The sequence below is a fragment of the Wolbachia endosymbiont of Drosophila pseudotakahashii genome (assembly GCF_026015925.1).
Lineage (GTDB): Bacteria > Pseudomonadota > Alphaproteobacteria > Rickettsiales > Anaplasmataceae > Wolbachia > Wolbachia pipientis.
The window spans coordinates 770,033-795,345 of record NZ_CP110359.1 but is presented as its reverse complement, the minus strand read 5'-3'; the positions used below and the strand labels follow the sequence as shown (position 1 = coordinate 795,345).

Here is a 25,313-nt window from a genome sequence, read left to right as displayed (position 1 = left end):
TATAGTAGTGTTTTCTGGTTAATATATGGCTCACAGTCAAAAAAAGCTCAATGTTAATGTAAGTTTTGACAGTAAATTGGCTCAGTATCTTACAGAAATGGCAGAGACTCAAAATAAAACTATTCCTGAAGTTTTAGTAGATTTAGTGGAAGGAGAGTTCGAAGAAGATGTAGAGCTATCCAAAATAGCTGACGATCGCCTCTCTGAAGGTGAAGAAGAAGTAGAGGATGATGAAAACATCTGGAAATAAAACTTACACTATAAAATTCTTAAAAAATGTTATTGAAAAAGAAATTCCAGCTCTTCCGGCAAAGATTAAATTAATGGTTCAGGAGGCCATAAAGAAACGCCTTACAGTTGATCCTTTTAATCTAGGAAAGCCTTTATGTCATAGCTTTAGAGGGCAATATAGGATAAGGGTTAGCAACTACCGTATAATTTACATCATAAATCATTCAGAACGTAAAGTACTTATTACTACAGTGGGGTATAGAAAAAACATTTACAAACACAGAAGATTACACAATTAAAAATATAAGAAAGATCTCACCGCTGCAACTTGTCCAAGCCTTAGCACACGTCATTGCTTCTGGACTTTCTATCTTTAATATAGAGCCGTTAGAAGAAATGAGTTGATTTTTTTTTGTTACAATATGTAATGATCAAAATATTATTCAAAGTAGGGTAAAGTTATGACGATCAGTTTTAGGGAGTATTCAACTGTATTCACTGAAGTTGCGGAATAGACAGATTTAAATGGAAATAACATAATTGAAAGAATAAAAGGGCATTAGCATAGATCCCGCTAACAAGCAGCGGGATGACGGTTGTCAGGGTGTCAGGCTAGTACCTTCTCTTGTCATCCCAGTGCCTAGACACTGGGATCCAGAAAAGTTTGCTTGTGAACAAGCAAACTAGCATGGAAAGTGGTTACAACATTTTCGATGAGATTATATGGAAAACTGTATTCCAGTGTCAAGCACTGGAATACATCACAGGGGCACTGGAATGACACCCTTTACGGGCTCTTAAATTGCAACTATAAATGTTTAAGAAATTTACCAAATAAAAAAAAGGCAAAAGAAGCCCCATGGTGGTTGGCTATTTACTATGTACTAAAATATCGGCTTTTTTTTTATTCTAAAACGCTTGATTAAGAGCGATTTAGCTGCTTTTAACTTGCAACTAACCTACACCGCAAGTGTTTAAGAAATTTACTAAGTAGGAAAAAAGGCAAAGAAACCCCGTAGTAGCTAGCATTCAAATTCTCCCTTGTCAATTTGACGTTTTTTGCTGTCTTAAACGCTTTGTAAGCGCGTTTCGGCTTATATAGGTAAAAACCCAGAAATTTTTAAAGACATGCGATGCACGTAGTGCGAAAAATTAAACATGAGACGCCAAATACCCTAAGTTTTTTGTCATTAACCTGCACAGGTTGCGAAGATAAATAGCTTCAGTTTCATGATAAGGGGGTTGGCGAAGGGTGTCAAGTAATTCCGTTCCTTATGGGTAAAAAAAGAGAAACTCTAAGTTGCAGCCGCACAATGTTTCTCTTTTCTGCTGTTGATGATTATTTCGCCTATTGTAACTGCCGCTAGAATAAAGCAATAATATACCTGTGTTAATAAAGAAATAGGTGATACAGAGGCGATGCTACCTGCTAGCAATAGTTGGGAACCATAAGGTAAGATACCTTTTGTAGCACAAGCAAAAACATCTAATAAGTATGCGCTGCGATGTGGCGCAATACTGTGTTTTTGTGCAAGCCTTTTTGCAATGCCACCACTTAGTAAAATAGCAATGGTATTATTGGCAACTAAGGTAGTAAACATAGACGCAATTCCTGCTATCACAAATTCAGCTTTAGTTTTTGTGATATTGCTTTCATCGATGAGTTTATGCAACGCTTTTTGACCTTGCTTGTACATTATATGGCTCAATCCACCGATAAATAGAGCAAATATCACTATTTCGTTTACTTTTTTGAAACCGTCATACACGTCATGAGGAAATTGAATGATAGCATAGTCAAAAAAAGTTATTCCTAGCACACCAGCAATAATTATGTTTATAGTTATTGTTACTAAAGTGGCGACTTCAAACAGCCCCATGATTATTAAAGAAATGTAAGGAATAATTTTTATTATAGAATAATAATCTAAATTTGATATAGAAATAATTTTTGTACTATTTGAGGCAACTGCTAGGTAGATGAGTGTTATAATGCTGGCAATAAGTGCAACTTTAGAGTTCATTTTAAGTTTATCTTTTGCTGAAGCTTCCTGTGAAGAAACAGATGCAATGGTGGTATCAGATATCATCGAAAGGTTATCGCCAAACACGGCACCACCTACTACAGTTGCAGTTCCTATTTCGAGACCAAAAGCTCCACTTTTTGCCAGATTAACAGCTATAGGTACCATCAGCGCAACAACTCCCATAGATGTGCCAATTGCAGTTGAAATAAAAGCAGAAGCCAAAAATACTCCAGGCAGCAGTAATCTTGCTGGAAGGAAATTAAGAATTAAATTAGCAACAGTGTCTGCGCTACCGATTGATTGAGTCACCGCAGAAAATGCTCCAGAAAATAAAAAAATTAAACACATAGTAAGGGTGTTTTTGTCACCCATGCCCTTGATAACAGTATCGATGTTATGCTGAATTTTATTTGTACCACGTGAGACAGCAAAAAATAGTGCTGGTAATAAGCAGATTACTGGTGAAACCTGATGAAGTGGATTATCAGTTCCGATAAAAGAAAAATAAGCACCACTTCCAAGATACAAGATTAAAAAAATAATCAAGGGGACAAAAGCTGTCATTTTACTGTACCTAAACTTATAACTATAACTAATTAAGTGGTTTTAAGCAAGTTTGGTTTTCACTAGTTCTACAGGAAGTCAATAGCAGAGTTTTAAACTTCATATTTAATCTACTAAATAAATAGCACATGTAGCTTATTGCTTCACAATAGGATCTAATTGTTGTCTAGATTCCAGCATCACGCGCACAACTGTACGAACATTTGTTTGCGAAGAAATGTTATAGCTGGTTTTGCCTCAAACACAAAGATGTCATCCGAGTAGCTGACTACTTGGATCCAGAAAATTTTGCTGCGAGTAAGCAAATTTGTTTGGTGAGCATAGAAAGTGGAATGTGTAAGCGCAGCCTCAACAGGTTGTCATCCAAGTAGCTGACTACTTGGATCCAGATTGGATACTGAGTTGGTGAGTATAAAAGTATAGCTAACGCGAGCTCTACGTCATACCGCCGCAGAATAATTAACCGTCATACCGCGATTCATTCGCGGTATCTCTAGATCCCGCTAACAAGCAGCGGGATGACGGTTGTCGTTTAGCCATAAATATTTAAGAAATTTACCAAATGAAAAAAGGCAAAGAAAACCCGTGCTAGTTATTCACTCTCTATTTTAAAATTTGACGTTGGGTGATGTCTTGAACAGCGCGTTTCAGCTTGTATAGCTAGAAGTTTTATAAAGACATAAGGTGCACATAGTGCAAAAAATTAAACATGACACACCAGATATACTAAGTTTTTTTGTCGTTCTATCTGCACAGACTGAAGATAAATAAATAGCTTCAGTTTCATGATAAGGGGACTGGCGAAGGGTGTCAAGGAAGTCCTTTCGTTTCTAATGGTTGTTAACGTGCTGCCAAAAACTATGCAAGAAGTCTATTGAAATCGCGTATATCAATCGTTGTAAAATCACACAATTGCTCTGTAGAGCTATGCCCTGTAATAATTACTATACCATTTTGCTCAGAGCGTATTGAGATTAAGTTCAGCACTAATTCACACGTTGCACTATCAAGATTACAAAATGGTTCATCTATCAGCCAAACGTTTGCATTAGAAATCAAGAGGCGAGCAAGCGCAACTCTCCTTTTCCAGCCTGCAGAAAGTTCGCCATATCTAATATTAAGTACAGGTTGCAACTGCAAGCAACAAATAGCTGCCACAATCAATTCTCTAGTATTTCGTATTCCTGCCCAGAATTCTACGTTTTGAGCAACAGTTAAGCTATCTTTACAGGCATTCTTATGGCCTATATAGACCATAGAAGGTATATAGGATTTTGGATCATCATATATATCTTTTCCGCAGTGCCTTATATTGCCTGATACCGGCGGTAAAAGTCCAGATAAACTTCTAATTAAGCTGGTTTTACCACTACCATTTGGACCAGTGATTAGAATCTTTGATTTTAGCTCAGCTTTAAAACTGAGATTCTTAAATAGTACCTTATTATTACGAGCGCAGGATAAATTTTCACATTCAAGCATGGATTATCTGCCCTTCCCCTTATGTTTACCTTGAGTTGAAGCCTGAGCTTTTACAAACAGCTCCCAAAATCCTTTCTGTCCGCCTTCTCTATATATCAATTGTGCAAAACGCTGCATTAAACCATTACCCATCATAACCATCTTTGTCCATTTACCTACCGGTTTTGCTATGTCAACTATTTCTGGATCTTCTTTATAAACTTGCACATCTTTTTGTTTCTCGCGTAGCATTTCTTGTTGTTTCATCAACTCTTTTTGCTTATTTTTTTGATATAATTCATTGAATTTTCTGTCTTCTTCCCACTCTTCTTTAAAAACTTTTCTAGGAAATATGATTTTTCTAATGCGATTTTTGTATATTTTTCTCAAAAAGAGAAATACTGCAGCTACAGCAAGTAATGTTACGCTATATAATATGATCTGTGTAAGTGGCATTTCCTGTATCTAATTCATTAAAAATACCCTTACTATTGTACCATAATTATAGAAATTGTGCAATTTTTTTGCGGGTAAAGACAATATAAAAGCAGTACTGCTCTATTTCGAAAATTGTGCAAATATCTGAGAATGGGCTTGTATGTAGTAAGGTTTATTTCTATACTTTTTAAAGAATTTAGAAGTGAAACAAATATGAACTGCTACAAGACTCACGCGTGCAATGAATTAAGGAAGAATGATGTAGGAAAGGAAGTTACCCTATCTGGATGGTTATACCGTAAGCGCGATCACGGTAACCTAATCTTTGTTGATTTAAGAGACTTCTATGGAATCACTCAACTAGTATTGAATAATGACAAAGACTTTTTTGATGAGATATCAAATTTAAAATTGGAGAGTGTAATTACTGTTACAGGAATAGTTGAAGCTAGGACTGAAGATACGGTAAACAGCTCTATTTCTACCGGAGAAATCGAGGTGATAGTCAACAATTTGCGCGTTGAGTCGGAAGTTGAGTTCCACTTTGATGAAGAAATAGCAAAAGAAGAAAGAAGTATATTGGCAAGCATTACTGGCGAGCAAGAATACCCAGAAAACATGAGATTTAAATATCGATTTCTTGACTTAAGACGTGAAAAAGTCCGCAACAATATTATTTTGCGCTCACAAATTATTGCAGAGCTCCGCAAGCTCATGATAGAGCGAGGATTTTTAGAGATTCAAACTCCAATACTCACTGCTTCCTCTCCTGAAGGAGCACGCGACTACCTAGTGCCAAGCAGGCTAAATCCTGGCAAGTTCTATGCATTGCCACAAGCTCCGCAGATTTTCAAACAGTTGCTCATGGTCTCAGGGTTTGATAAATATTTCCAAATCGCACCGTGTTTTCGTGATGAAGATGCAAGGGCTGACCGCTCTCCTGGGGAATTTTACCAGCTAGACCTTGAAATGTCTTTTGTGACTCAAGAGGACATATTTGACGTTATTGAATCTGCTTTATATAAAGTGTTCGCCAAATTTTCTCGCAAGTCTGTCGATAAAGATTTTCCACGCATTACATACAAAGAGGCAATGCTTAAGTATGGTTCTGACAAGCCAGATTTGCGTAATCCACTATTAATCAGCGATGTTACAGAAATTTTTCGTGATTCAGGGTTCAATATTTTCAAAAGCAATATTGAGCGTGGTATGGTAGTGAGAGCCATCCCTGCACCTAAAACAGCAGAGGAACCACGCAGCTTCTTTGATAAAAAGATAGAACATGCGCAAAAAGAATTCGGTGCTAAGGGTCTCGGATATATAACGTTTGATAAAGATGGAACTGCGAAAGGCCCAATTGCTAAATTTCTTGATGAAAATAGGCTAAACCACATAAGAGAAGCAACAAACATAGAGCCAGGAGATAGTGTATTTTTTGCTTCTGACAAAGAGAATGAGGCGGCAAACATTGCAGGAAAAGTACGCACTCTTTTAGGGTCAGAACTCAGTCTTATAGATGATAATATCTTCAAGTTTTGTTGGATCATTGATTTTCCATATTTTGTATATGACGATAAAAGTAAAAAAATAGATTTCTTTCATAACCCATTCTCCATGCCACACGGTGGTCTGAAAGATTTAGAGGACAAAAATCCACTGGATATCCTTGCTTACCAATATGATCTTGTTTGCAATGGAATAGAACTGTCAAGCGGGGCGATTCGTAATAACAAACTGGATATCATGTATAAAGCTTTTGCCATTGCAGGTTATAGCCGGGGAGAAGTTGATACAAGATTCGGTGCACTTGTACGTGCATTCAGATTTGGTGTTCCTCCTCATGGTGGAATAGCACCAGGAGTTGATAGAATAGTTATGCTGCTTGCTGATGAGCCAAATATTCGTGAAGTAATCTGTTTTCCTATGAACCAGCAAGGTGAAGATGTTCTAATGGGTGCTCCTTCCAAGGTGGAGGATAAGCATTTACGTGAATTATCCTTGAAGGTTATTGAATGAAAAATTTTATAGCAAGGAGCACCGGTTAATGATATATTAGGTTATGTTAAATTGAAAGACCATGAATAATATCCAAAAAGCAATACTATCGAGCATGATCTGTAACATGATTGTGTGGTATGAACTCACTCTTTTTGGAGTATTAACAGATACAATCATCAACGTTTTTTTCCCATCAGAAGATCATTATTTGAGTACACTCAAATTCCTTGGTGTTTTTGCAATTGGTTTTGCGTTTAGACCAATTGGTGCAGTAATTTTTGGTTATATGGGAGATAAGTATGGCAGAAGAAAGACTTTACTTACTTCAGTAATATTAATTTCAATATCATCCACAATTATGGGAATTATACCTGGGTATAAAGAAATAGGGTTGCTTTCACCTGTATTGCTTGTGTTTTGTAGAATAGTGCAAGGAATAACTGCAGGAGGTGAAACAAGCATTAATACAGCATTTACGATAGAGCATTCAAAAGATAAAAAAAATCTAGGTTTCTTAGGAAGTATGAAGCCCTTTAGCGGAGCCCTTGGAACGCTCTTATGCATAACAATGATATTTATCTGCAAAAGAGTTACAGGTGAGAACTATGAAATATGGGGATGGAAGTTGCTTTTTTATTTTTGCTTTTTTTTGGGGACAATAGGTTTTTTAACTAGGTACATATTAAAAGAAAGCTTAGCATATAAAACTAATAAGTACGCTAATAATTTAGCACATTCACCATTGTTAGAACTAGTAAGAAACTATAAAAGACCGCTTATTATTTCAATCAATCTGGGAATTGCTCAGAATGCAATTGTCTACGCAGCAATAATGTTTTATAATATATCAATAAAAGAGCTAGTTATTTTATCTATTAGTGTTAAAGATTTAATGAGGATAGTAATACAGGTTGTATTTGCAGCATCTGCGGTACTTTTTGCAATTTTATCTGATAAAGTTGGAAGAAAACGCGTAATGATTCCTGTACTGATTATGCTATCTCTGATTGGTACATGTGTATTACCATTATTATCTTCCGTTAACCACTATGTCGTAATAATAACTTACTTATTGATTACTATACCAGTAGGTGCATCTTTTGGAATATATGGCTCTGTTATTTGTGAACTGTTTCCAACAAAAGTAAGATGCACTGGCGTAAGCTTAGCAAATAATATATCTGCAGGAATTTTTGGTGGCCTTTCTCCATACATATGCATGTGGCTTATAGAAAAAACCGAAACAAAACTTGCAGCAGGCATTTATCTTACTGCCTGCGCATTAATTAGCCTAATATCTGTGCTTCAAATTAAAGCCAAAGACAGAAAAGTTGATTGGTGAAATCGTTTCAGTCGAAAAATAGCGCTTCAATGGATTTTTCGATGTGTTTAGTGGTAGGAGCGGTGATAGTGATTTCTTTATTGTTTGGCAGTTTTAAAGATAAAGAATGCGAATGAAGGTGAATTTTATTTGCTATCCCATCAATAAAAGCTTTTTTACCACCATATTTACCGTCACCAAGAATAGGGCAATTTATATGAGCTAAATGTGCACGTAACTGATGGGTTCTGCCGGTAATTGGTTGTAATTTTAAATAAGCAACATTGTGTTTGGATTTTGCTATAATTGAAAAATGCGTAGTGGCATTCTGAGGTGAATTTTCATCAACGACCACTTTTTCTTGACCTGAAACATATTTTTTCACCAATGGATAGTCTATTGTTCCACTATCCTTGCTCGGTATGCCAGAAGTTAATGCTAAATAAGTTTTTTTTACTCTTCGTCCTTTAAATTCTTCCATAAGGTATCTGGCAACATTAGCGTTGCGTGCGAATATTATCACTCCACTCGTATCTCTATCTAGCCTATGGACAATTTTAAATGTTTCTCCCTCTCTTATTTGGTCAAGCAAATCACTCATGCTAATCTTTACTTTTACGCCACCTTGAACGATGACCCCTGCGGGTTTGTTTATAGCTAGTATATATTCGTCTTCATATAATATGTTCTCTCTTAGTAGATTCACTAACTTTTCATTATATTTGCGATCAGAATTAGCGTTTTCAATATAATTCAAGTGCTTCAGCGTTATAGTTTGCCCAGAATTTACTCTATCACTGGACTTTGCTTTGCAATCATCAACTTTGATTAATCCTTTCCTTAAAGATTTTTCAATTACAGATTGCTTTAGATCAGGAAAGATTCTTCTGATGTACCTATCCAGCCTAACGTTATCGTCTTCTATTAATATGGTTTTTATACTTTGTAGCATTCCATTATTTATAATGAATATCTAGTGAAATGTCAATTATTGGTGTCATTCCAGTGTCAAGCACTGGAATGACACCGAAGGGGCTACTGCCGTCATAAAGGAACCAGTGTCAGCTACTCGGATGACAGGAGAAGGAGACTACTGAGATGACAGCTAGCCTGACAACCGTCATCCCGTTGCTTGTTAGCGGGATCTAGAGATACCGCGAATGAATCGCGGTATGACGGTTCGCGGCGGCATGACGTAGAGCTTGCGTTAGCTATACTTTTATACTCACCAACTCAGCTGGATCCAAGTAGTCAGAGCACTGGGATGACAAAAAAAGGAGGGCACTTGGATGACGGGAGAAGGAGCTATTTGGATGACATCGTTTACTATACAATGTTTGTACAGTTCTGGATAAAAAAATTAGCTAACAAATTTATAAACATCAGTATACAGCTCATCAACGCTTGGTTCTTTACTATTTTTGGCAAAATCTTCCGACTTTTTTACTAAATCACGTATTTCCTTATCAATTACTTTGCACTCTTCTTCTGAAGCCATTTTATTATCTGTCATGTATTTCTTTAAAGTGCTTATGGGGTCATGATTTTGCTTCATATCTTCAACTTCTTCTTTTAAGCGATAAGTAGCAGGATCTGACATTGAGTGACCGCGATATCGATATGTCTTCATTTCAAGCAGGATAGGCCCTTTTCCGCTGCGTGTGTGTTCCGCTGCTTCGCTTGTAGCCTCATAAACAGAGAAAAAATCCATTCCATCAACTTGTTTTCCAGGAATACCAAAACTTTCTCCTCTTTTATATAACTCTGTTACTAAAGTTGATCTTTGCACGGAGGTTCCCATTGCGTATTCATTATTTTCTATGATGTAAACCACAGGCAACTCCCACAAAGATGCCATATTAAACGATTCATATACTTGTCCTTGATTTGCAGCACCGTCGCCAAAATATGTAAATACCACATTATCTTTTTTCTTATATTTATTAGCAAATGCTATTCCTGTGCCAATTGGAACTTGTGCTCCCACTATTCCATGCCCGCCGAAGAATTTTTTTTCAACGTCAAATACGTGCATCGAACCACCTTTACCTTTCGAGCATCCTGTTTCTTTGCCGGTAAGCTCTGCCATTACAACATTTGGATCAGAATCACATGCGAGCATTAAGCCATGGTCTCTATAACTTGTGATAAAAGCGTCACCTAATTTTGATGCAGCTTGAGTTCCAACTGCAACTGCTTCTTGTCCTATTGATAGGTGACAGAACCCGCCTATTAATCCCATCCCATATAATTGTCCTGCTTTTTCCTCAAATCTGCGTATGAGTAGCATTTTTCTGTAGAATCCAATTATCTGTTCTTTAGTGAAATTTTCTGCTTTCATATCGATTTCTTTTTCATTAAACTAACACAATACCAGGAATTTTAAATTTTTGCTAATGAACTATTACCACTGGCTTGAGGCTTTTCATGTTATCTCTGTTATCATGTGGATGGCAGGTATGCTTTATTTACCCAGGCTTTATGTCTACCATGCAACTGTAAAACCGGGATCGCAAAATGATAGCTTGCTTCAAACAATGGAAAAGAGGCTACTTAGATATATCATAAACCCTGCAATGCTTTTCTCACTTGGTCTTGGAATTACACTAATGGTTATTAGGGAAGCATATCGTGAAGGATGGTTTCATGTAAAAGCATTTGCAATACTTTTGATGTTAATTATTCATATGCTACTTGCAAAATATAGGAAAAATTTTGCAATGGGTTCGAATAAGAAGTCACATATTTATTTTCGCGTTTTAAATGAAGCAGTTACAGTATTGATAATAGTTATAGTTATTATGGTTGTTGTAAAACCTTTTTGACTGACCTTACCCAAAAAAAGCAGAAAGCTCGTATCTGTTCAGATGCATGGCTAATGTACAATACTGAAATAAAAATTCCAGTGCTCCCTTTCTTGTCATCCCAGTGCTTGACACTGGGATCCAGTTTTTCGTATAATTTTGTCAAAATCTATTGTGCTAGCAAGTTCATTAGCGTCACGCGCTGGTCTGTTAGACATTTACGTGTAGGGTGAAGAAATTTTGAAAAAGACATACCAAATATGAAAGGCCTATATATTAAAACTTACGGCTGTCAGATGAACGTTTATGACTCCGTTTTAATGGAAAATGTAATTAAACCTTTGGGGTTCAACGTTGTTAGTGATGCAGGGAAAGCCGATTTAGTGATACTGAATACTTGTCACATTAGAGAGAAGGCAGCAGAAAAACTTTACTCAGAGCTTGGGAAGATTCATTCGTTACGAAAAGAAATGACTATAGTGGTGGCTGGGTGTGTAGCGCAAGCAGAGGGAGAAGAAGTGTTCAGAAGGGCTCCTTTTGTTGATATTGTTGTTGGTTCGCAGAGTATCGCTACCTTACCGGAGCTGATAGTCAAAGCAAGCAGAAGTAAAGGTCATGTAATAAACACTGATTTTCCTGAAGTTGCAAAGTTTGATAAATTGCCAGATGAATGCTATGGCAATAGCCAGGGGTCTTCTGCGTTTCTTGCCATACAAGAGGGTTGTGATAAATTTTGTACGTTTTGTGTAGTGCCCTATACTCGTGGAGCTGAGTATTCACGGCCAATGAATGAAATATTTCGTGAAGCATTGAAATTAGTTGCAAATGGGGCAAATGAGATCAATTTGCTTGGTCAGAACGTCAATGCTTACCATGGGGAGTGCGAAGGGGAAGTGTGGGATTTAGGAAAATTAATTAGTCATATTGCTAAAATTGAAAAGCTAGAGAGGATTCGTTATACAACTTCTCATCCAAGAGATATGCATGAATCTCTCTACTTGGCACATGCGGAAGAGCCAAAGCTCATGCCGTTTGTTCACCTGCCTGTGCAGTCTGGTTCGAATAAAATATTGCACGCGATGAACAGGAAACACACTGCAGAGGAGTATTTGGAAATAATAGACAGATTTCGCAAATTGAAACCTGAAATCGAATTTTCTTCTGATTTTATTGTTGGTTTTCCTGGAGAAACCGAAAAAGATTTTGAAGAAACTATGAAATTAGTAGAAAAAGTTAGATATGCTCAGGCTTATAGTTTTAAATACAGCCCAAGACCAGGCACACCGGGAGCGGAAAGAAAAGATCAAGTACCAGAAGAGGTTAAAACAGAGCGCCTTCTTCGTTTACAGAAATTAATTAGTAAGCAACAACTTGAGTTTAACCAGAGTATGGTAGGTAAAACTATACCTGTTCTATTTAGCGATAAAAAAGGTAAACACCAAAACCAAATTATTGGTAAAAGCCCATATATGCAATCAGTGTGCATTGATGATTCTGAAGATAAATACAGGGACAAAATAGTAAATGTGAAAGTGTTGGAAGCTCGGCAGAGTAGTTTGCTGGGGTGTGCATTTCACTGATTTTAAGCAGCGTTAAATATAAATCTTAAGCAAAGAGTATTGAAAAAATGCAATCATAATCTTTTTCAAAAGTTACAAAGTTTAATTGCTACCTCTGATGAACGGGTACCTTAAACCTACAAATTTGAGCTTACCTATATCAATTTTTTGTACAAGATGAGTTAGTAACAACTTTATGTATAAAATTGAAGAAGAATAAAAATACAATAACGAGCATTAAATTAAATATTCCCACCTTTAAAAAACCCTCTTTATATATTTCTAAAGATTCTAAATAATTTATTTTACCATTCACTGAAGGAACTGACATAAATTTTGATATTGCAACTCCGGCTAGGTTAGAAAACGCTAATGATAGCATTACTATACCCATCACTACTCCTCTAAGGTTTTTGGGGGCTAGTGTAGTTGCTTGTTCTTGGACTAATGGAGCAATACATAATTCTCCCAGTCCCATAAAGGAGATAGCAACTATTAAATATAAGTATTCTACTTTACCTTCAATGTTAGAGTTTAAACATCCTATGTACAGTGTGAAAAAACACATAGCCATTGTCAGAAGGCCAAGGGTAAACATGGAAGTTGCATATTTTTGCTTAAACTTCATGTATGTTCCAAAAAGAAAGCCAAATATTATAATTGACAAAGGATTTATGGCTTGAGAAACTGAAGCTGGAATTGTTATACCTAATACATTGTTAATAACGTTTCTTTCGGTGAATAAGTTAACCAAAGAGCCAAGCTGCATTTCTAAAGCAAAAAAACACAAGAAAAATACCACAAGAATAGATAATGCCACTAATTTTCGTCTTTGTTCTGCTGATAATTTAGATATTATATAAATAAATATGCCCAGAGCTGTTATTCCAACAAATATGAGCATATTAGTAAAAAATTCACTATGTATAAGCATTTTAGCAATTATTGATGATGACAGAAAGCTTCCTATCAATACTATACCAAAAATTTTAATCCCTAATATGCGCTTATTCATAAGCTCTGGATAAGGAGAAAGGCCGCTATCTCCTAAAAGATTCTGAAATTTGAGAAAAAAGATTAGCCCTATAGACATCCCAATACCAGCTAAACCAAAGCCGTAGTGCCAGCCAAACAAGTGGGCTACATAACCACATGAAATAGAAGCCAATATTGCTCCAATATTCACGCTTACGTAAAATAAAGTAAAGCCTCTGCTACGTTCAGGATCGTCTTTGCCATAGCATGAACCAAGTAAGTTAGTTGCGTTTCCTTTAAACATACCAGTACCTATGGCTATTATAGATAAACCTAAATATAAAAAACCTGGTTCAAACTTAACCAATGACATGCAAGCATGACCTGCTATCATCACTATCCCTCCAAGCAATACCATGTTGCGGAATCCCATCAACTTATCAGCTAAAAAACCTCCAAGTATTGGTATAGCATAACCTGTTGCAGCAAATAATGCGTAAATAGTAAAGGCCCTCTCATCAGTGAAACCTAAGTGAGAAGTTAAAAACAGGACCAAAAGTACTCGCGTTCCATAATAAGAGAAACGTTCCCACATTTCAACAAAGCACAACATTTTTAAAAATTGTGGAAACTTATCTGTCTTCTGATCCATAAAATACCCCTAAAGCTTGGGTTAATGTTAAGTAAAACAATAAAAACTGCAAGTAAAACTTAAAAAAAGGTATTAGAAGCTCGGCAGAATAGTTTGCTGGGATGTGAGCTACGGAAATATTTTTGAATTTGTAATTTTTCAGAAAGCCCTATATTCTTTAGTTTTACATAGCGAACATGAAGTCAAAGCATTATCCTGATACAGTAAGTAGTCCTGATTTTTCGTCGTTAGAAAAAGAAATCATAAAATTTTGGCAGGAAAATAAAGTTTTTGAGCGGTCAGTTGGAGAACGTTCTAAGGATAATTGTTTTGTGTTTTATGATGGGCCTCCATTTGCAAATGGACTTCCGCATTATGGACATTTACTCACTGGTTTCATCAAAGACGCATTTGCAAGATATCAAACTATGCTTCAAAAAAGGGTTGAACGTAGATTTGGCTGGGATTGCCATGGATTGCCGGCTGAGATGGGTGCAGAAAAAGAACTTGGAATATCTGGTAGAACTGAGATAGAGAAGTTTGGTATAGATAAATTTAACGATCATTGCCGTACTTCTGTGATGAAATTTTCATCAGAGTGGGAAAAATATGTCAATAGACAAGCAAGATGGGTAGATTTTCACAATGACTATAAGACTATGGATAAATCATTCATGGAGTCGGTCATGTGGGCATTCAAGCAGCTTTATGATAAGGGTCTGGTGTATGAATCAGTGCGCGTTGTACCATATAGCTGGGCATGCGAAACTCCATTATCTAATTTCGAAACAAGGCTTGATAACGCGTATAGAGAAAAAGTTAGCAAAGCTGTAACTGTTGCATTTGAGCTTTTAGAAAACCCACAGCAATTTAAAAGTGTTAAACGAAAGTGTAAATTACTTGCTTGGACTACAACTCCCTGGACGTTGCCGAGCAACTTGGCTTTAGCAATAGGAAAAGATATTAAGTATTGTGCAGTGTCAGTCCACCCTTTGATGTCATTCCAGCGCGTGACGCTGGAATCTATTTCTGGATCCCAGTGTCGAAGCACTGGGATGACAGGGGATAATGCAAAAGATCTAGTTAACGATGAAGTTTACATCTTCGCTGAAAGTTATTTAGGGAAATTTGTCAGCCACTGTGAACAAAGCAATATTCCATATGAAAACTGCAATATAAAACTTAAAGCGAATGATCTTGCAGGTCTTTCTTACAAACCACTGTTTGACTATTTTAAAGACACAAAAAATGCATTTCGCGTTTTTATTGCTGATTATGTGACGGAAGAAGATGGTACTGGCGTTGTGCACACTGCTCCTGGATTTGGTGAGGAAGATTTTTACCTTTGCCAAAGCCATGATATTCCAGTTATTTGTCCAATTGATAACAGTGGAAAATTTACTGCTGAAATTTCAGATTTGGCAGGGGTTCATGTTTTTGATACCAATGATACAGTAATAAAAAAATTAAAAGAGCAAGGGAATTGGTTTAAAACTGAACAATATATTCACAATTATCCACACTGCTGGAGAACTGACACTCCTTTGATCTATCGCACTATGCCTTCTTGGTATGTTGCTGTTACAAAATTTAAAAGCAGAATGGTAGAGCTAAATAAGAGAGTTAATTGGATACCAAACCACATTAGAGATGGTCAATTTGGAAAATGGCTTGAAGGGGCACACGACTGGTCAATTTCACGTAATCGATTCTGGGGTACGCCAATCCCTGTATGGAAATCAGACGATGCGAGATATCCAAGAGTAGATGTATATGGTTCAATAGAAGAACTGGAGAGAGGTTTTAATGTTAAAATAGACGACTTGCACAGACCATTTATCGATACTTTAACAAGACCAAATCCTGATGATCCAACAGGAAAATCAGTTATGCGTCGTGTACCTGACGTGTTTGACTGCTGGTTTGAATCTGGCTCGATGCCATTTGCGCAAATCCACTATCCGTTTGAAAATAAGGAGTGGTTTGAATCTGCGGATTTTATCACTGAATACATAGCGCAAACCAGGGGGTGGTTTTATACGCTCTTTGTATTGTCCACTGCTTTGTTTGATAGGGAACCATTTAAGAACTGCATATGCCACGGTGTTGTTTTGGATGTAAAAGGGCAAAAATTGTCCAAACGTTTGAATAACTATGCAGATCCAATGGAGGTTTTTGATAGATACGGTTCTGATGCACTGCGTTTTCTTATGCTTTCTGGATCTATTGTTTGTGGTGGTAATTTGCTACTCGATAAAGAAGGAAATTCAATACGAGATGTTCTGAAAAACGTAATAAAACCTATTTGGAACAGTTATCACTTTTTTACTATGTATGCAAATGCAGATGGAATTAAAGCTGAAGTTTGTAAGGATTATCAAAGTACTATTGATCGCTACATGATTTCCAAATGTTTTGAAGCTATAGAAAGTATCCAAGCTTCTATGAACAGCTATAACTCCCAAGAGGCTTGCAAAATTTTAATGAACTTTTTTGAAGTGCTAAATAATTGGTATATTCGTCGCAGTCGCGAGCGTTTTTGGAAAAGTGATTTGGATCAGGATAAAACCGATGCTTATAATGTTCTATATACGGTTTTTTATTACATACTAAGAGCTGCAGCTCCTTTGTTGCCACTTATAACAGAGAATATATGGCAAGGGCTTAAGTATGAAGAAACATCTGTTCATTTGGCTAATTTTCCACAATTAGAGAAGTTTGATAGTCAGCTCATTGCCAAGATGGATCTAGTGAGAGAGGTGTGCAACTCTGCACTTTCGATCAGAAACACTTTTAATATACGTATCAGACAGCCGCTTGGCAGTATGATCATTTATCATCAGTCTTCCTGTAGTTTTCTTGAAGGTGAACCGCTTTCTGTCATCCCAGAGTTCTCTCCTGTTATCCAAGTAGCTGACACTGGGATCCAGTGTGCTGCAGATTCAAATGAGTACCAGGAGATGATAAAAGATGAGGTGAATGTAAAAAGCTTGGAATTAGTAAACAAACTTGAAGGTATTGCATCACTAGAGTTAAAGCTAAATTTCCCACTGCTTGGGAAAAGAATTCCAGACAAAATCAAGAAGCTAGTTCAATATGTCAAGGAGGGAAAATGGAAGCAAGTTGAGAATGAGCAGATATTTCTAGGAGACGAATCAGAGAACTATATTATAGAAAAAGGCGAATATGAACTATTGTTAAAAGCAAACAGTGAATATTCCTCTGTATTTGATAACAATAAAGGGATTGTCATTCTAAATACTGAACTAAATGATGAATTAATTCTAGAAGGGCTTGCAAGAGATGTCGTGAGGCTCATTCAGGAAACCAGGAAACAAGCTGATTTTCATATGTCCGATAGAATCAGAGTAATAATCAAAACAGAAGATGAGCAAATTAAGGAAGCAATAAATACGTGGATTGAATATATAAAAGAGCAGACCCTTACCTTATCTTTGGACATTAATACAGAAATTGGAACTAACTTTTATTTTAAGGAGTACCAAAATTTGATAGTTGGTATTAGGTTAAATTATTAGTAGTTGAAAGTTGTCATTGTTTATGCTATACTTAGGTTACTTGAGGTAAGGTTATGGTATGCATGCTGTTGTAGGTTGTAAGAAAGTTGTTGACTTAAATAACAATAGTGATGATTTAGGTAAAGTAGAATCTATTTCCAATGTTACTTTGGAAGAGGAAGAGTCTTTTGATGCTATGGAAGCTGTTTCTAATGTAGAAGAAGGGAATGATTTAGGTCTTGCTACTTCAGAAGAGGAAGAAGAATTTTTTGATGCTGTGGAAGAACAAGAGCCGTTAGCTAATTTTAACGTTCCACTCAGTATATTTCATTATAAAGATTATAACTCTGATTTTTTTACTTCTTGGTATAATATATCAAGTAGAATATTTAAAGAGGTAAATCGAGCTTGCCCGGAGAAGAAAGTATTAAATTTAGCTCTATCAGTTTTAATGTTTCCTTATATAGTTTTCACTGCGTTAGGATTAGCCGTATATAATAAATTAAAAACAAATGATAAGACACAAATCAGTTCAGAGGAGAATAAAACAAAAAAAAGTGAAGTAAGTGAAAGTACAGCAAAAAGACTGGCATATGGTGTTCTTGCTGCAATAGTGATTCTTGTTAATATAGCTATGCTTGCAGCATTACTTATTCCTGCAACAATTGCTTTGGCTACTTTTTATCTTTTAAATAGAGATTTATCTCACTCTTTAGTTACTGCTCTTAAAATAAGTATGGGGCGGTATTCTAATAAGCATCAAAATATTGAGGTGTCTTTTCATGAAAAGGAAGTTACTGGACCAAATATTGCGTGGGATATGGAAATAGAATTTCCACCGCAATTTAAACGATTGCTTAGAGATTTGTATGAAAATGAAAATAACAAGTGGTTTGATGTGACGCGGGATTCAGAGCATAGCATCGTACTGAAATTGTCAACTAACATCAATTTAAAAAATGGTCTTAAGCCCTTACGCAATGAAATCAAGGATGGGCTTGCAACTTCTATTCAAGAATTTGCGAAGACTATGGAAGAACTGATAAAGCTAGAAAAGAAAGAGATTACATATGATAAATTGAAGGAATTGTTGGACGAATTCAGGTTAAAAGTGGTAAGTAGCATAGATTTTAAGTTGACAACTCACTTAATATACAACGCCTATCAAGTTGCCTTTATACAAGCAGTTAGGTTTCAGCTGGATAGACGGAAAGAAGGTTTTTCACTGGAAGATGAGATAAAAAATTCTTTAGTGAGACAGGAATTAGAGAATCAAGGTAAGGAATTACCAGGTGAGAAAGAAGTGATAATAAGAGATCTGAAAAAAGCAGGAGCAAAAGTACCGGATGTTTTAGATGATAGTGAGCTTCCTATATTTAAAGCAGAATGGAAGCGGCTTAAAGAAGAAGGGAAGATAGCTAAGAGAACAATTATTGATGTTTATAAATATATACATAGTAGAGAAACAGAGACAGCTCTAGGTAATGCTAAAGAAGAGATTAATCTTTTAAAAAAAGAAGGACAAAAAAGATATATTAGGATACATGAAAAATTGAAAGAAATATATGGAGATGTAAAAAAGAATAATTTAGCAGGTGATGTTTTAAGAAGAAGGTTAGAAGGTCTTTTTAAGTTCGAGTATGATGATCAAGAAGTTGAGCAAAGGCTAGTAAAATCAGTAATGAAAAAAGCCAAGGGTGAGTTAGGCCTATTAGGCATGCTCAGCTTAATAGACCAGTTTCGGGATTTAGAAAAGGAGATAAAAGGTTCTTTGAGTGAGAATTTAAAAGAAGCTTCAGATAAAGTAAATGCTTTTGTAGCAAAGATATATTTAGAAATAACGAAATGCAAAAAACAAAATGTACTCAAAGGCCAAGCAAAGGGTATAGAGGATTCATGTAAGCTGTTAGAGGAAAAGGAGCCGGATTTAGTACAGAGGATTAATGCGCACCGAGCGGAAATTGCAGAATGCTTAGAGCAACCTATATCGTTAAGGAAAGTAATAGAAGAAAATGAGGATTTAAACAAATATTTAGAAGGTGAGCGAAATAGGAAAGGAGAACAGCATCCAAGTACAAAATTAATAGAGAAGCATTTGAAAAATAACCAAGAAATTCTCAAAGCATTAAAACAGTTAGAATTAGAAGAAAAAGGATTGTTGATAAATGAAGAAACAAAAAATGATTATATAGAAGAACTAGAATCTCGCGAAAAAATAAAGTTTGCAATAATAGAGGATGATTTACTGAAGGAGTTCGAGCGTGAAACTTTTAACGAAGAAGCAGTTAAGAAGTTGTTAGAGGAAGCGGAACTTGAATACTATTTGGCAGAAAAATGCATAAAAAGTCCTGTGATAAAAACAAAAAATAATATCAAGCACTTTTATCAAGGTTTATTGTCTCCTTTGATAGATAATTTGACAAAAGATATAATAAATAATATACCAGGAAATAGTGAAGGTTGTATACAGAAAGTTAAGAACTGGAGTAAAGTTATGTTTGGTGCAATAAAGATTGGAGCATCAAATGCTTATAAAGAGACTACAGAGAGAAAAGCGTTAAATGTGGCACATAATACTTATAAAGAAGGAGAGACATTTCTTCAATGTTTTCAGTCAAATTATGAAGGTATTGGAGCCTTTTTAGGTAATTTATTTTCTGATGATGGGGTAACATTTAAAAATGATGTGTGGCCTAAAATAGAAGAGCATTTGCATGGAATGTGGGATAGATTTTTCAAGGATATTGAATTCAATATTGGAAATAAATTGGATGAAGTAAGTGTGACACAGCAACGGCAGGAAACTATGATTGTGACTCAACGATAAGTTCTCAAAGTTCCTCCGGTATTTTCACATACTAAATTAACTATAGCACTTGATTCTTTTTGGATCTCTTTTTCAGTTAAAGTGTGAGTTGGAGAGCAGAAAGTAACTGACAATGCTATAGACATCTTATTCGATTCTATATTATTTCCATGGTATACGTCAAATACTAAAACTTCTGTGATGAGCTCTGAGCTTTTTTTTACCACATTGATTATGTTACCTACTTTCACATCCTTATTTACAATAAATGCAAAATCACGTTTTACACTTTGGTATTTATAATCGATAAATTTCTTTCTACTTACAGGTAAATTTTCAATATTTTCTAATATCACCTCAAAACCTACAACTTTTTGCTTGATATCAAAAAGATCTAATATATTAGGATGCAACTCTCCAAAATAACCTGCTACTTTATTCTTAAAAGAGAGAGTGCCTGACTTTCCTGGGTGATAATGTTCTTTTTCTGCTCTCTCTATCGTTAAATTATCACAATTGACGTTAAAAAACTCCAAAGCTGCTATGCAATCAGCCTTTGCGTCAAAAACATCTACTTTTCTATCAGTATTATAATGGTTTCGCGGTAAATTATTTCCTGTTCTTATCCCACTTAAAACATGTTTAGACCGAGCTTCACCATCGTAAATCGGCCCAATTTCGAAGATTGCAAGATCAGATATTCCATGGGCAATATTATCAGCAGTAACTTGCAATAAATTTGGCATAATACTTGGTCTCATTATATTAAAGCTATTGTTAAACGGATTATCGATGATAAATAACTTATTCGAGTAACCAAATTTTTCAGCTGTTGATTCACTCATAAATGACCAGGTTAGCACTTCATGAAACCCTCTGTTTGTCATCAAAATACGCAAATTGTCGTATGTACTATCTACTTCTTCAACATTATTTGGTAGTGGTTCTTCTTTTATTTTGTCATAGCCGTATATCCTTGTTACTTCTTCGATTAGGTCAGCCGGTATTGTCACGTCCGGTCTCCAGCTTGGTACTTGTACATTCCAATTGCCTTCGGTTTTTTTATCAATACTAAACCCTAGTTTCGTTAAGATATCAAGCACCTCATCAGGCGATACAGACACACTTCCAAACTTGTTCACATCCTGATAATCAAAGCTCACCTTGGTGTCAGCACTATCTAAACTGCCAGCAGACACTACGCTTGAGGTTTCTCCACCACATAAGTCCAGAATCATTTTAGCTGCAAGGTTGAGTCCATCAAAAGTAAATCCAGGATCAACTGAACGTGCAAATCTGTAACTAGCTTCTGTGGAGATGCCGAGCTGCCTTGAAGATTTAGTAATAGAGATGGGATCGAACCAAGCAGACTCTAAAAAGATATCAGTAGTTTCAAGAGTACATTCACTGCACTTACCACCTATAATTCCAGCAATTCCATGAATATTTTTATCACCTGCAATAACGCTTATGTCTTTGTTTAATAAGTATTCTTTACCGTTCAAACCAGCAAATTTTTCTCCGTCGTTTGCTTTGCGTACTGTGAGCTCTCCTTCTATTTTTTTTGCATCATACGCGTGCATTGTGCGGCTGAAAGATATCATAATATAGTTCGTGATATCAACTATTGCAGAAATGGAGCGCATTCCTATCGATTCCAGCCTATCTTTTAACCATTTTGGGCTTTCTTGATTTTTTACATTGGCGATGTATATTCCACTAATAAAACTTTCCCCGTCAGTAACTTCAACATCGATTGGTGAATTTATGGAGCTGGTAAGTTGTGGAATGCTTAAAGTCTTTAATGTCCCAATTCCAGTTGCAGCAAGGTCGCGAGCTATTCCATAAATGCCTAAGCAATCTCCACGGTTTGGAGTAACATTTATATCAATTACAGGGTCACAATTGAAAAATTTATCCCCTACTTTATAATCATCGGAAAGCTCGATTATTCCTTCACTTTCCTCTTGAACCAGCGCAAGTTCAGAAGCAGAGCAGAGCATCCCTTCACTTAGCATTCCTCGTATTTTTGTGGACTTAATTGTGAGATCACTTTCTGGCAACGTGCTACCAAGAGATGCAAGTACAGTTTTCATACCTTCTCTAACATTGTTTGCTCCACAGACTATTTGTAGAATTTTACTTCCATCATTTACTTTACATAATTTTAATTTATCAGCATTTGGATGAGGTACGACTTCTAATACCTCTGCAACAATAAACCCAGTCAATCTGGAATTATCGATCACATCTTCTACTTCTAACCCTATGTGAGTTAATTTATCGGTAATTTCTTCTAAACTAGCATTGGTTTCTAAGTGTTCTAATAACCAAGATAATGTGAATTTCATGGACCTAAAAAGAAGTGAAAAAGTTATTGTAATGTAAAATGTAGTGATTTTAAAGCTTATTGTAGTGGAATGAAAAGTGACTTCTGTATCACAAGCAATGATGCAGAAGTTTTTGTAACTTTATATCTTCTTGTAAAGAGAATTTATCTTCTTTATATCACCTTTTAAATCTATCTCCGTAAAGGATTTAAGATTCATATTGTGGGTATCTGCATGGAAGCTATGAATGTAGCCATCTATAGTTAAGTCTCCTATCATATTATGGCTTTCATCTAGTATTTCGCTTCCTATTTGATAATGGCCAGTATATTCGTTAAAGGAACCATCTGTCAATTTGATGTATCCGTTACCAAATTCCTGCTCTAAATTTAAAGGATGATTAGCGTTAATAAAATCTATTTCGTTCATTATATACCTCACTAAAAATTAAATTATAATTAAAATAAGATGTTAAGTTAAATAATTTAATAAGATTAGTAAATTTTAAAATACAGAGCTGACTGTAATTAACACTCTAATTACATATTTTGTTAATGTATCAATGTTATAATAACACAGAGCCTTATCTTAACCCTTGACTTTGTCCTATAAAATTCATACTTTATTTACTGTTATAGTTCAAGTACATAGGGTCAAAATGGCGTTAAATCCGCTAGAGCAATTTAAAGTATATACAATAATAGAGTTACCTAGGTTATTTGGGTATGACGTAAGCTTTACCAATTCATCTTTTTTCACGATGATTTCGGTGATATTGATGATACTCTTTTTGCTTTTTGGAATAAAGAAGGGGTCAGTAATACCAGGATATTTGCAAGCTGCAGTTGAGTATGTATATGATTTTGTTATTTCAATAATAGAAAATAACACTGGAAGCAAAGGCTTGCAGCACATTCCATTGATATTCACAGTATTTATTTTCATTTTATCGTGTAATTTAGTTGGTGTTCTTCCTTATAGTTTCACGGTCACAAGTCATGTGATAGTCACCTTCGCTTTATCGATGGTGGTTTTTATTTATATAACGATTGTTGGATTTAAAGAAAGGGGAGTAGAATTTTTACGCATATTGCTACCAAAAGGAACTCCTTCGTGGCTTGTACCTGTAATAATTATTATTAAGTTGTTTGCTTATTTAGTAAGGCCGGTTAGCCTATCAATAAGGCTTGCAGCAAATATGATTGCTGGTCATACAATCATCAAAGTGATAGCAGGGTTTATTGTAAATATGAACATATTTTTCACTCCTGCGCCGTTTTTGTTCATAATTGCATTGATAGGATTTGAAGTATTTGTTGCAATTTTACAAGCTTATATATTTACTATATTAACATGTGTATATTTGTCAGATGCAGTAAAGTAATTGACTTCCTTGTAGAATATTTTACAATTATATTATAAAGAAAAATTAAAGGTAATATATGGATTTAGTAGCTTTAAAGTTTATAGCAATTGGTTTAGCTGTGTTTGGAATGCTCGGTGCTGGTTTAGGTATAGCTAATATCTTTTCTGCTATGTTAAATGGGATTGCGAGAAACCCTGAATCAGAAGGTAAAATGAAAAGTTATGTTTATATTGGTGCTGCCATGGTTGAAATCATGGGATTGCTTGCGTTTGTACTTGCAATGTTATTAATATTTGCTGCTTAACAGATGCCACAGCTTGATGTTTCAACCTTCTTTTCTCAAGTTTTTTGGTTTTTAATTTTTTTCTCTTCACTTTTTTTCGTGGTAAGTTGTTTATTTTTACCAAAGTTAGATAAAATAATAAGCACTAGAAGTAAAGAAGTATTGGGTTCTTTTAATAGTTCTGTTCATCTTTTAAGACTCACGGAAGAGCAGATTGCCAAGTATAATGCCGCTTTAAACCAAGCTAGAATACAGGCAAAAAAAATCATAGATGATGCACTTGCTCAGGTAGAAGAAATGAGAGCTAATGTTAAGAATATATTAGAAGAGGAAGACAAAAAAAAGAGCAAGCTTATTGAAAAAAAAGTGGCAGAATTTAAATCTGGATATACTGATCAGTTAAAACAAATGGCTACTAGTATTGCTTTAATTTATTATACTAAATTGACTAATTCTGAAATTGAAGAGGAATTTATTGCTGACTTGGTGTCCAAAGAATTTTAGGGGTTTTTATGTCTACATCACTGATTATCGGTCTTGCCTTCTTGGTAAGTTTTGTCCTTTCGTACAAATTGCTAAAGAAAGTGGTAAAAAATGCGCTTAACAATAAGCGTAACAAAAGCAAATTTTCAAGTGAAGAAACTGAAAAATTCAGGAAAGATATGTTGGAGTATTACAAAAAATCTTCTAAAAAATACAAAGAATTAGATGCAGAAGTTAATAAAATGATGAATGAAGCACTTGATAAAGCTAATAGTATCATTAAGCACAATAGACAGCAGCTAGATCAGACATTAGATGACAATGCCCATTCTAACTTGAAGAAAGTCACTGACCAAGTTGAAAAAGCTCTTGGGGATTTACAGACTAACACAGTGAATATAGCTGCTGATGCTGTAAAAAAAATAATGCATGAACGTAAAGATGATAAGCGTAGTAGCGAGGTCATATCTTCATTTTCACGTGACTTAAATAAAAAATTGCATTAGGTTCAATGCAAC

Annotated in this window: 22 protein-coding genes; 14 read left to right on the top strand and 8 right to left on the bottom strand. The window is 35.5% G+C overall.

Features of this window, described 5'->3' with window-relative positions; all coding sequences use genetic code 11:
* Positions 1 to 25: 25 nt before the first annotated feature.
* Together ONI09_RS04110 and ONI09_RS04105 are read left to right on the top strand one after the other, a co-directional pair.
* A complete protein-coding gene (locus ONI09_RS04110; RefSeq protein ID WP_265013764.1) occupies positions 26 to 250 on the top strand; it encodes a hypothetical protein in 225 nt (74 codons plus the stop codon).
* Complete coding sequence (locus ONI09_RS04105) at positions 228 to 530, top strand: type II toxin-antitoxin system RelE family toxin (protein ID WP_265013763.1); 303 nt, start codon at positions 228 to 230, stop codon at positions 528 to 530. The genes ONI09_RS04110 and ONI09_RS04105 overlap by 23 nt, the downstream gene beginning before the upstream one ends.
* A 996-nt stretch (positions 531 to 1,526) precedes the next feature.
* On the opposite strand, the gene ONI09_RS04100 is transcribed toward ONI09_RS04105, so the two are convergent.
* Positions 1,527 to 2,822 (bottom strand): Na+/H+ antiporter NhaC family protein, encoded by a 1,296-nt coding sequence (locus ONI09_RS04100; protein ID WP_264707068.1) that lies wholly within the window; start codon positions 2,820 to 2,822, stop codon positions 1,527 to 1,529.
* A 203-nt stretch (positions 2,823 to 3,025) separates the two neighbouring features.
* On the opposite strand from ONI09_RS04100, the gene ONI09_RS04095 reads away from it, so the two are divergent.
* Positions 3,026 to 3,193, top strand: coding sequence for a hypothetical protein (locus ONI09_RS04095; protein ID WP_155975180.1), 168 nt, complete (start codon positions 3,026 to 3,028; stop codon positions 3,191 to 3,193).
* Between the two features lie 487 nt (positions 3,194 to 3,680).
* On the opposite strand, the gene ccmA is transcribed toward ONI09_RS04095, so the two are convergent.
* Positions 3,681 to 4,304, bottom strand: a complete 624-nt coding sequence (gene ccmA / locus ONI09_RS04090) for a heme ABC exporter ATP-binding protein CcmA (protein WP_213862934.1) — start codon at positions 4,302 to 4,304, stop codon at positions 3,681 to 3,683.
* 3 nt (positions 4,305 to 4,307) lie between these two features.
* Entirely contained in the window at positions 4,308 to 4,739 is a 432-nt protein-coding gene (locus ONI09_RS04085; protein ID WP_265013762.1) for a hypothetical protein, read from the bottom strand.
* A 195-nt stretch (positions 4,740 to 4,934) separates the two neighbouring features.
* Between ONI09_RS04085 and aspS the strand changes: the two genes are divergently transcribed.
* On the top strand, positions 4,935 to 6,737 hold the full coding sequence (gene aspS / locus ONI09_RS04080) for an aspartate--tRNA ligase (protein ID WP_265013761.1): 1,803 nt from the start codon (positions 4,935 to 4,937) through the stop codon (positions 6,735 to 6,737).
* Between the two features lie 61 nt (positions 6,738 to 6,798).
* Positions 6,799 to 8,061, top strand: a complete 1,263-nt coding sequence (locus ONI09_RS04075) for an MFS transporter (RefSeq protein ID WP_265013760.1) — start codon at positions 6,799 to 6,801, stop codon at positions 8,059 to 8,061.
* 7 nt (positions 8,062 to 8,068) lie between these two features.
* Here the strand turns inward: ONI09_RS04075 and ONI09_RS04070 are convergent, their stop codons facing one another.
* Entirely contained in the window at positions 8,069 to 8,992 is a 924-nt protein-coding gene (locus ONI09_RS04070) for an RluA family pseudouridine synthase (RefSeq protein WP_265013759.1), read from the bottom strand.
* A gap of 408 nt (positions 8,993 to 9,400) precedes the next feature.
* Complete coding sequence (gene pdhA, locus ONI09_RS04065) at positions 9,401 to 10,381, bottom strand: pyruvate dehydrogenase (acetyl-transferring) E1 component subunit alpha (RefSeq protein ID WP_006279887.1); 981 nt, start codon at positions 10,379 to 10,381, stop codon at positions 9,401 to 9,403.
* Positions 10,382 to 10,436: 55 nt separating this feature from the next.
* On the opposite strand from pdhA, the gene hemJ reads away from it, so the two are divergent.
* From hemJ to miaB, 3 genes are read left to right on the top strand one after another with little or no spacing between them, the layout of a single operon-like run.
* A complete protein-coding gene (gene hemJ / locus ONI09_RS04060) occupies positions 10,437 to 10,865 on the top strand; it encodes a protoporphyrinogen oxidase HemJ (RefSeq protein WP_265013758.1) in 429 nt (142 codons plus the stop codon).
* Between the two features lie 53 nt (positions 10,866 to 10,918).
* On the top strand, positions 10,919 to 11,077 hold the full coding sequence (locus ONI09_RS04055; RefSeq protein ID WP_265013757.1) for a hypothetical protein: 159 nt from the start codon (positions 10,919 to 10,921) through the stop codon (positions 11,075 to 11,077).
* Positions 11,078 to 11,104: 27 nt separating this feature from the next.
* On the top strand, positions 11,105 to 12,424 hold the full coding sequence (miaB, locus tag ONI09_RS04050) for a tRNA (N6-isopentenyl adenosine(37)-C2)-methylthiotransferase MiaB (RefSeq protein WP_264705014.1): 1,320 nt from the start codon (positions 11,105 to 11,107) through the stop codon (positions 12,422 to 12,424).
* 139 nt (positions 12,425 to 12,563) lie between these two features.
* On the opposite strand, the gene ONI09_RS04045 is transcribed toward miaB, so the two are convergent.
* Positions 12,564 to 14,030, bottom strand: a complete 1,467-nt coding sequence (locus tag ONI09_RS04045) for a peptide MFS transporter (protein WP_265013756.1) — start codon at positions 14,028 to 14,030, stop codon at positions 12,564 to 12,566.
* 176 nt (positions 14,031 to 14,206) lie between these two features.
* On the opposite strand from ONI09_RS04045, the gene ileS reads away from it, so the two are divergent.
* Positions 14,207 to 17,548, top strand: a complete 3,342-nt coding sequence (gene ileS / locus ONI09_RS04040; RefSeq protein WP_265013755.1) for an isoleucine--tRNA ligase — start codon at positions 14,207 to 14,209, stop codon at positions 17,546 to 17,548.
* Between the two features lie 58 nt (positions 17,549 to 17,606).
* Entirely contained in the window at positions 17,607 to 20,354 is a 2,748-nt protein-coding gene (locus ONI09_RS04035; RefSeq protein ID WP_265013754.1) for a coiled-coil domain-containing protein, read from the top strand.
* Here ONI09_RS04035 and pheT read toward each other — a convergent pair.
* Together pheT and ONI09_RS04025 are read right to left on the bottom strand one after the other, a co-directional pair.
* On the bottom strand, positions 20,345 to 22,684 hold the full coding sequence (gene pheT, locus ONI09_RS04030; RefSeq protein ID WP_265013753.1) for a phenylalanine--tRNA ligase subunit beta: 2,340 nt from the start codon (positions 22,682 to 22,684) through the stop codon (positions 20,345 to 20,347). The genes ONI09_RS04035 and pheT overlap by 10 nt on opposite strands.
* Before the next feature lie 120 nt (positions 22,685 to 22,804).
* Positions 22,805 to 23,092 carry a hypothetical protein gene (locus ONI09_RS04025; protein WP_077188073.1) on the bottom strand — a complete coding sequence of 96 codons (288 nt, stop codon included), beginning with the start codon at positions 23,090 to 23,092 and terminating at the stop codon, positions 22,805 to 22,807.
* A 229-nt stretch (positions 23,093 to 23,321) separates the two neighbouring features.
* Here ONI09_RS04025 and ONI09_RS04020 point away from each other — a divergent pair, with 229 nt between their 5' ends.
* Genes ONI09_RS04020 through ONI09_RS04005 form a run of 4 tightly spaced genes read left to right on the top strand, consistent with a single transcriptional unit; the run spans position 23,322 to position 25,301 of the window.
* Positions 23,322 to 24,047 carry a F0F1 ATP synthase subunit A gene (locus ONI09_RS04020; protein WP_265013752.1) on the top strand — a complete coding sequence of 242 codons (726 nt, stop codon included), beginning with the start codon at positions 23,322 to 23,324 and terminating at the stop codon, positions 24,045 to 24,047.
* Between the two features lie 58 nt (positions 24,048 to 24,105).
* Positions 24,106 to 24,333 (top strand): F0F1 ATP synthase subunit C, encoded by a 228-nt coding sequence (locus ONI09_RS04015; RefSeq protein WP_006014985.1) that lies wholly within the window; start codon positions 24,106 to 24,108, stop codon positions 24,331 to 24,333.
* 3 nt (positions 24,334 to 24,336) lie between these two features.
* Entirely contained in the window at positions 24,337 to 24,816 is a 480-nt protein-coding gene (locus ONI09_RS04010; protein WP_265013751.1) for a F0F1 ATP synthase subunit B family protein, read from the top strand.
* Between the two features lie 8 nt (positions 24,817 to 24,824).
* Complete coding sequence (locus ONI09_RS04005; protein WP_265013750.1) at positions 24,825 to 25,301, top strand: F0F1 ATP synthase subunit B family protein; 477 nt, start codon at positions 24,825 to 24,827, stop codon at positions 25,299 to 25,301.
* Positions 25,302 to 25,313: the final 12 nt, after the last annotated feature.

Coding starts and splice junctions, on each gene's coding strand:
- ONI09_RS04110 (WP_265013764.1), top strand. CDS start 26: ATGGCTCACAGTCAAAAAAAGCTCAATGTTAATGTAAGTTTTGACAGT.
- ONI09_RS04105 (WP_265013763.1), top strand. CDS start 228: ATGATGAAAACATCTGGAAATAAAACTTACACTATAAAATTCTTAAAA.
- ONI09_RS04100 (WP_264707068.1), bottom strand. CDS start 2,822: ATGACAGCTTTTGTCCCCTTGATTATTTTTTTAATCTTGTATCTTGGA.
- ccmA (WP_213862934.1), bottom strand. CDS start 4,304: ATGCTTGAATGTGAAAATTTATCCTGCGCTCGTAATAATAAGGTACTA.
- ONI09_RS04085 (WP_265013762.1), bottom strand. CDS start 4,739: ATGCCACTTACACAGATCATATTATATAGCGTAACATTACTTGCTGTA.
- aspS (WP_265013761.1), top strand. CDS start 4,935: ATGAACTGCTACAAGACTCACGCGTGCAATGAATTAAGGAAGAATGAT.
- ONI09_RS04075 (WP_265013760.1), top strand. CDS start 6,799: ATGAATAATATCCAAAAAGCAATACTATCGAGCATGATCTGTAACATG.
- ONI09_RS04070 (WP_265013759.1), bottom strand. CDS start 8,992: ATGCTACAAAGTATAAAAACCATATTAATAGAAGACGATAACGTTAGG.
- pdhA (WP_006279887.1), bottom strand. CDS start 10,381: ATGAAAGCAGAAAATTTCACTAAAGAACAGATAATTGGATTCTACAGA.
- hemJ (WP_265013758.1), top strand. CDS start 10,437: ATGAACTATTACCACTGGCTTGAGGCTTTTCATGTTATCTCTGTTATC.
- ONI09_RS04055 (WP_265013757.1), top strand. CDS start 10,919: ATGTACAATACTGAAATAAAAATTCCAGTGCTCCCTTTCTTGTCATCC.
- miaB (WP_264705014.1), top strand. CDS start 11,105: ATGAAAGGCCTATATATTAAAACTTACGGCTGTCAGATGAACGTTTAT.
- ONI09_RS04045 (WP_265013756.1), bottom strand. CDS start 14,030: ATGGATCAGAAGACAGATAAGTTTCCACAATTTTTAAAAATGTTGTGC.
- ileS (WP_265013755.1), top strand. CDS start 14,207: ATGAAGTCAAAGCATTATCCTGATACAGTAAGTAGTCCTGATTTTTCG.
- ONI09_RS04035 (WP_265013754.1), top strand. CDS start 17,607: ATGCATGCTGTTGTAGGTTGTAAGAAAGTTGTTGACTTAAATAACAAT.
- pheT (WP_265013753.1), bottom strand. CDS start 22,684: ATGAAATTCACATTATCTTGGTTATTAGAACACTTAGAAACCAATGCT.
- ONI09_RS04025 (WP_077188073.1), bottom strand. CDS start 23,092: ATGAACGAAATAGATTTTATTAACGCTAATCATCCTTTAAATTTAGAG.
- ONI09_RS04020 (WP_265013752.1), top strand. CDS start 23,322: ATGGCGTTAAATCCGCTAGAGCAATTTAAAGTATATACAATAATAGAG.
- ONI09_RS04015 (WP_006014985.1), top strand. CDS start 24,106: ATGGATTTAGTAGCTTTAAAGTTTATAGCAATTGGTTTAGCTGTGTTT.
- ONI09_RS04010 (WP_265013751.1), top strand. CDS start 24,337: ATGCCACAGCTTGATGTTTCAACCTTCTTTTCTCAAGTTTTTTGGTTT.
- ONI09_RS04005 (WP_265013750.1), top strand. CDS start 24,825: ATGTCTACATCACTGATTATCGGTCTTGCCTTCTTGGTAAGTTTTGTC.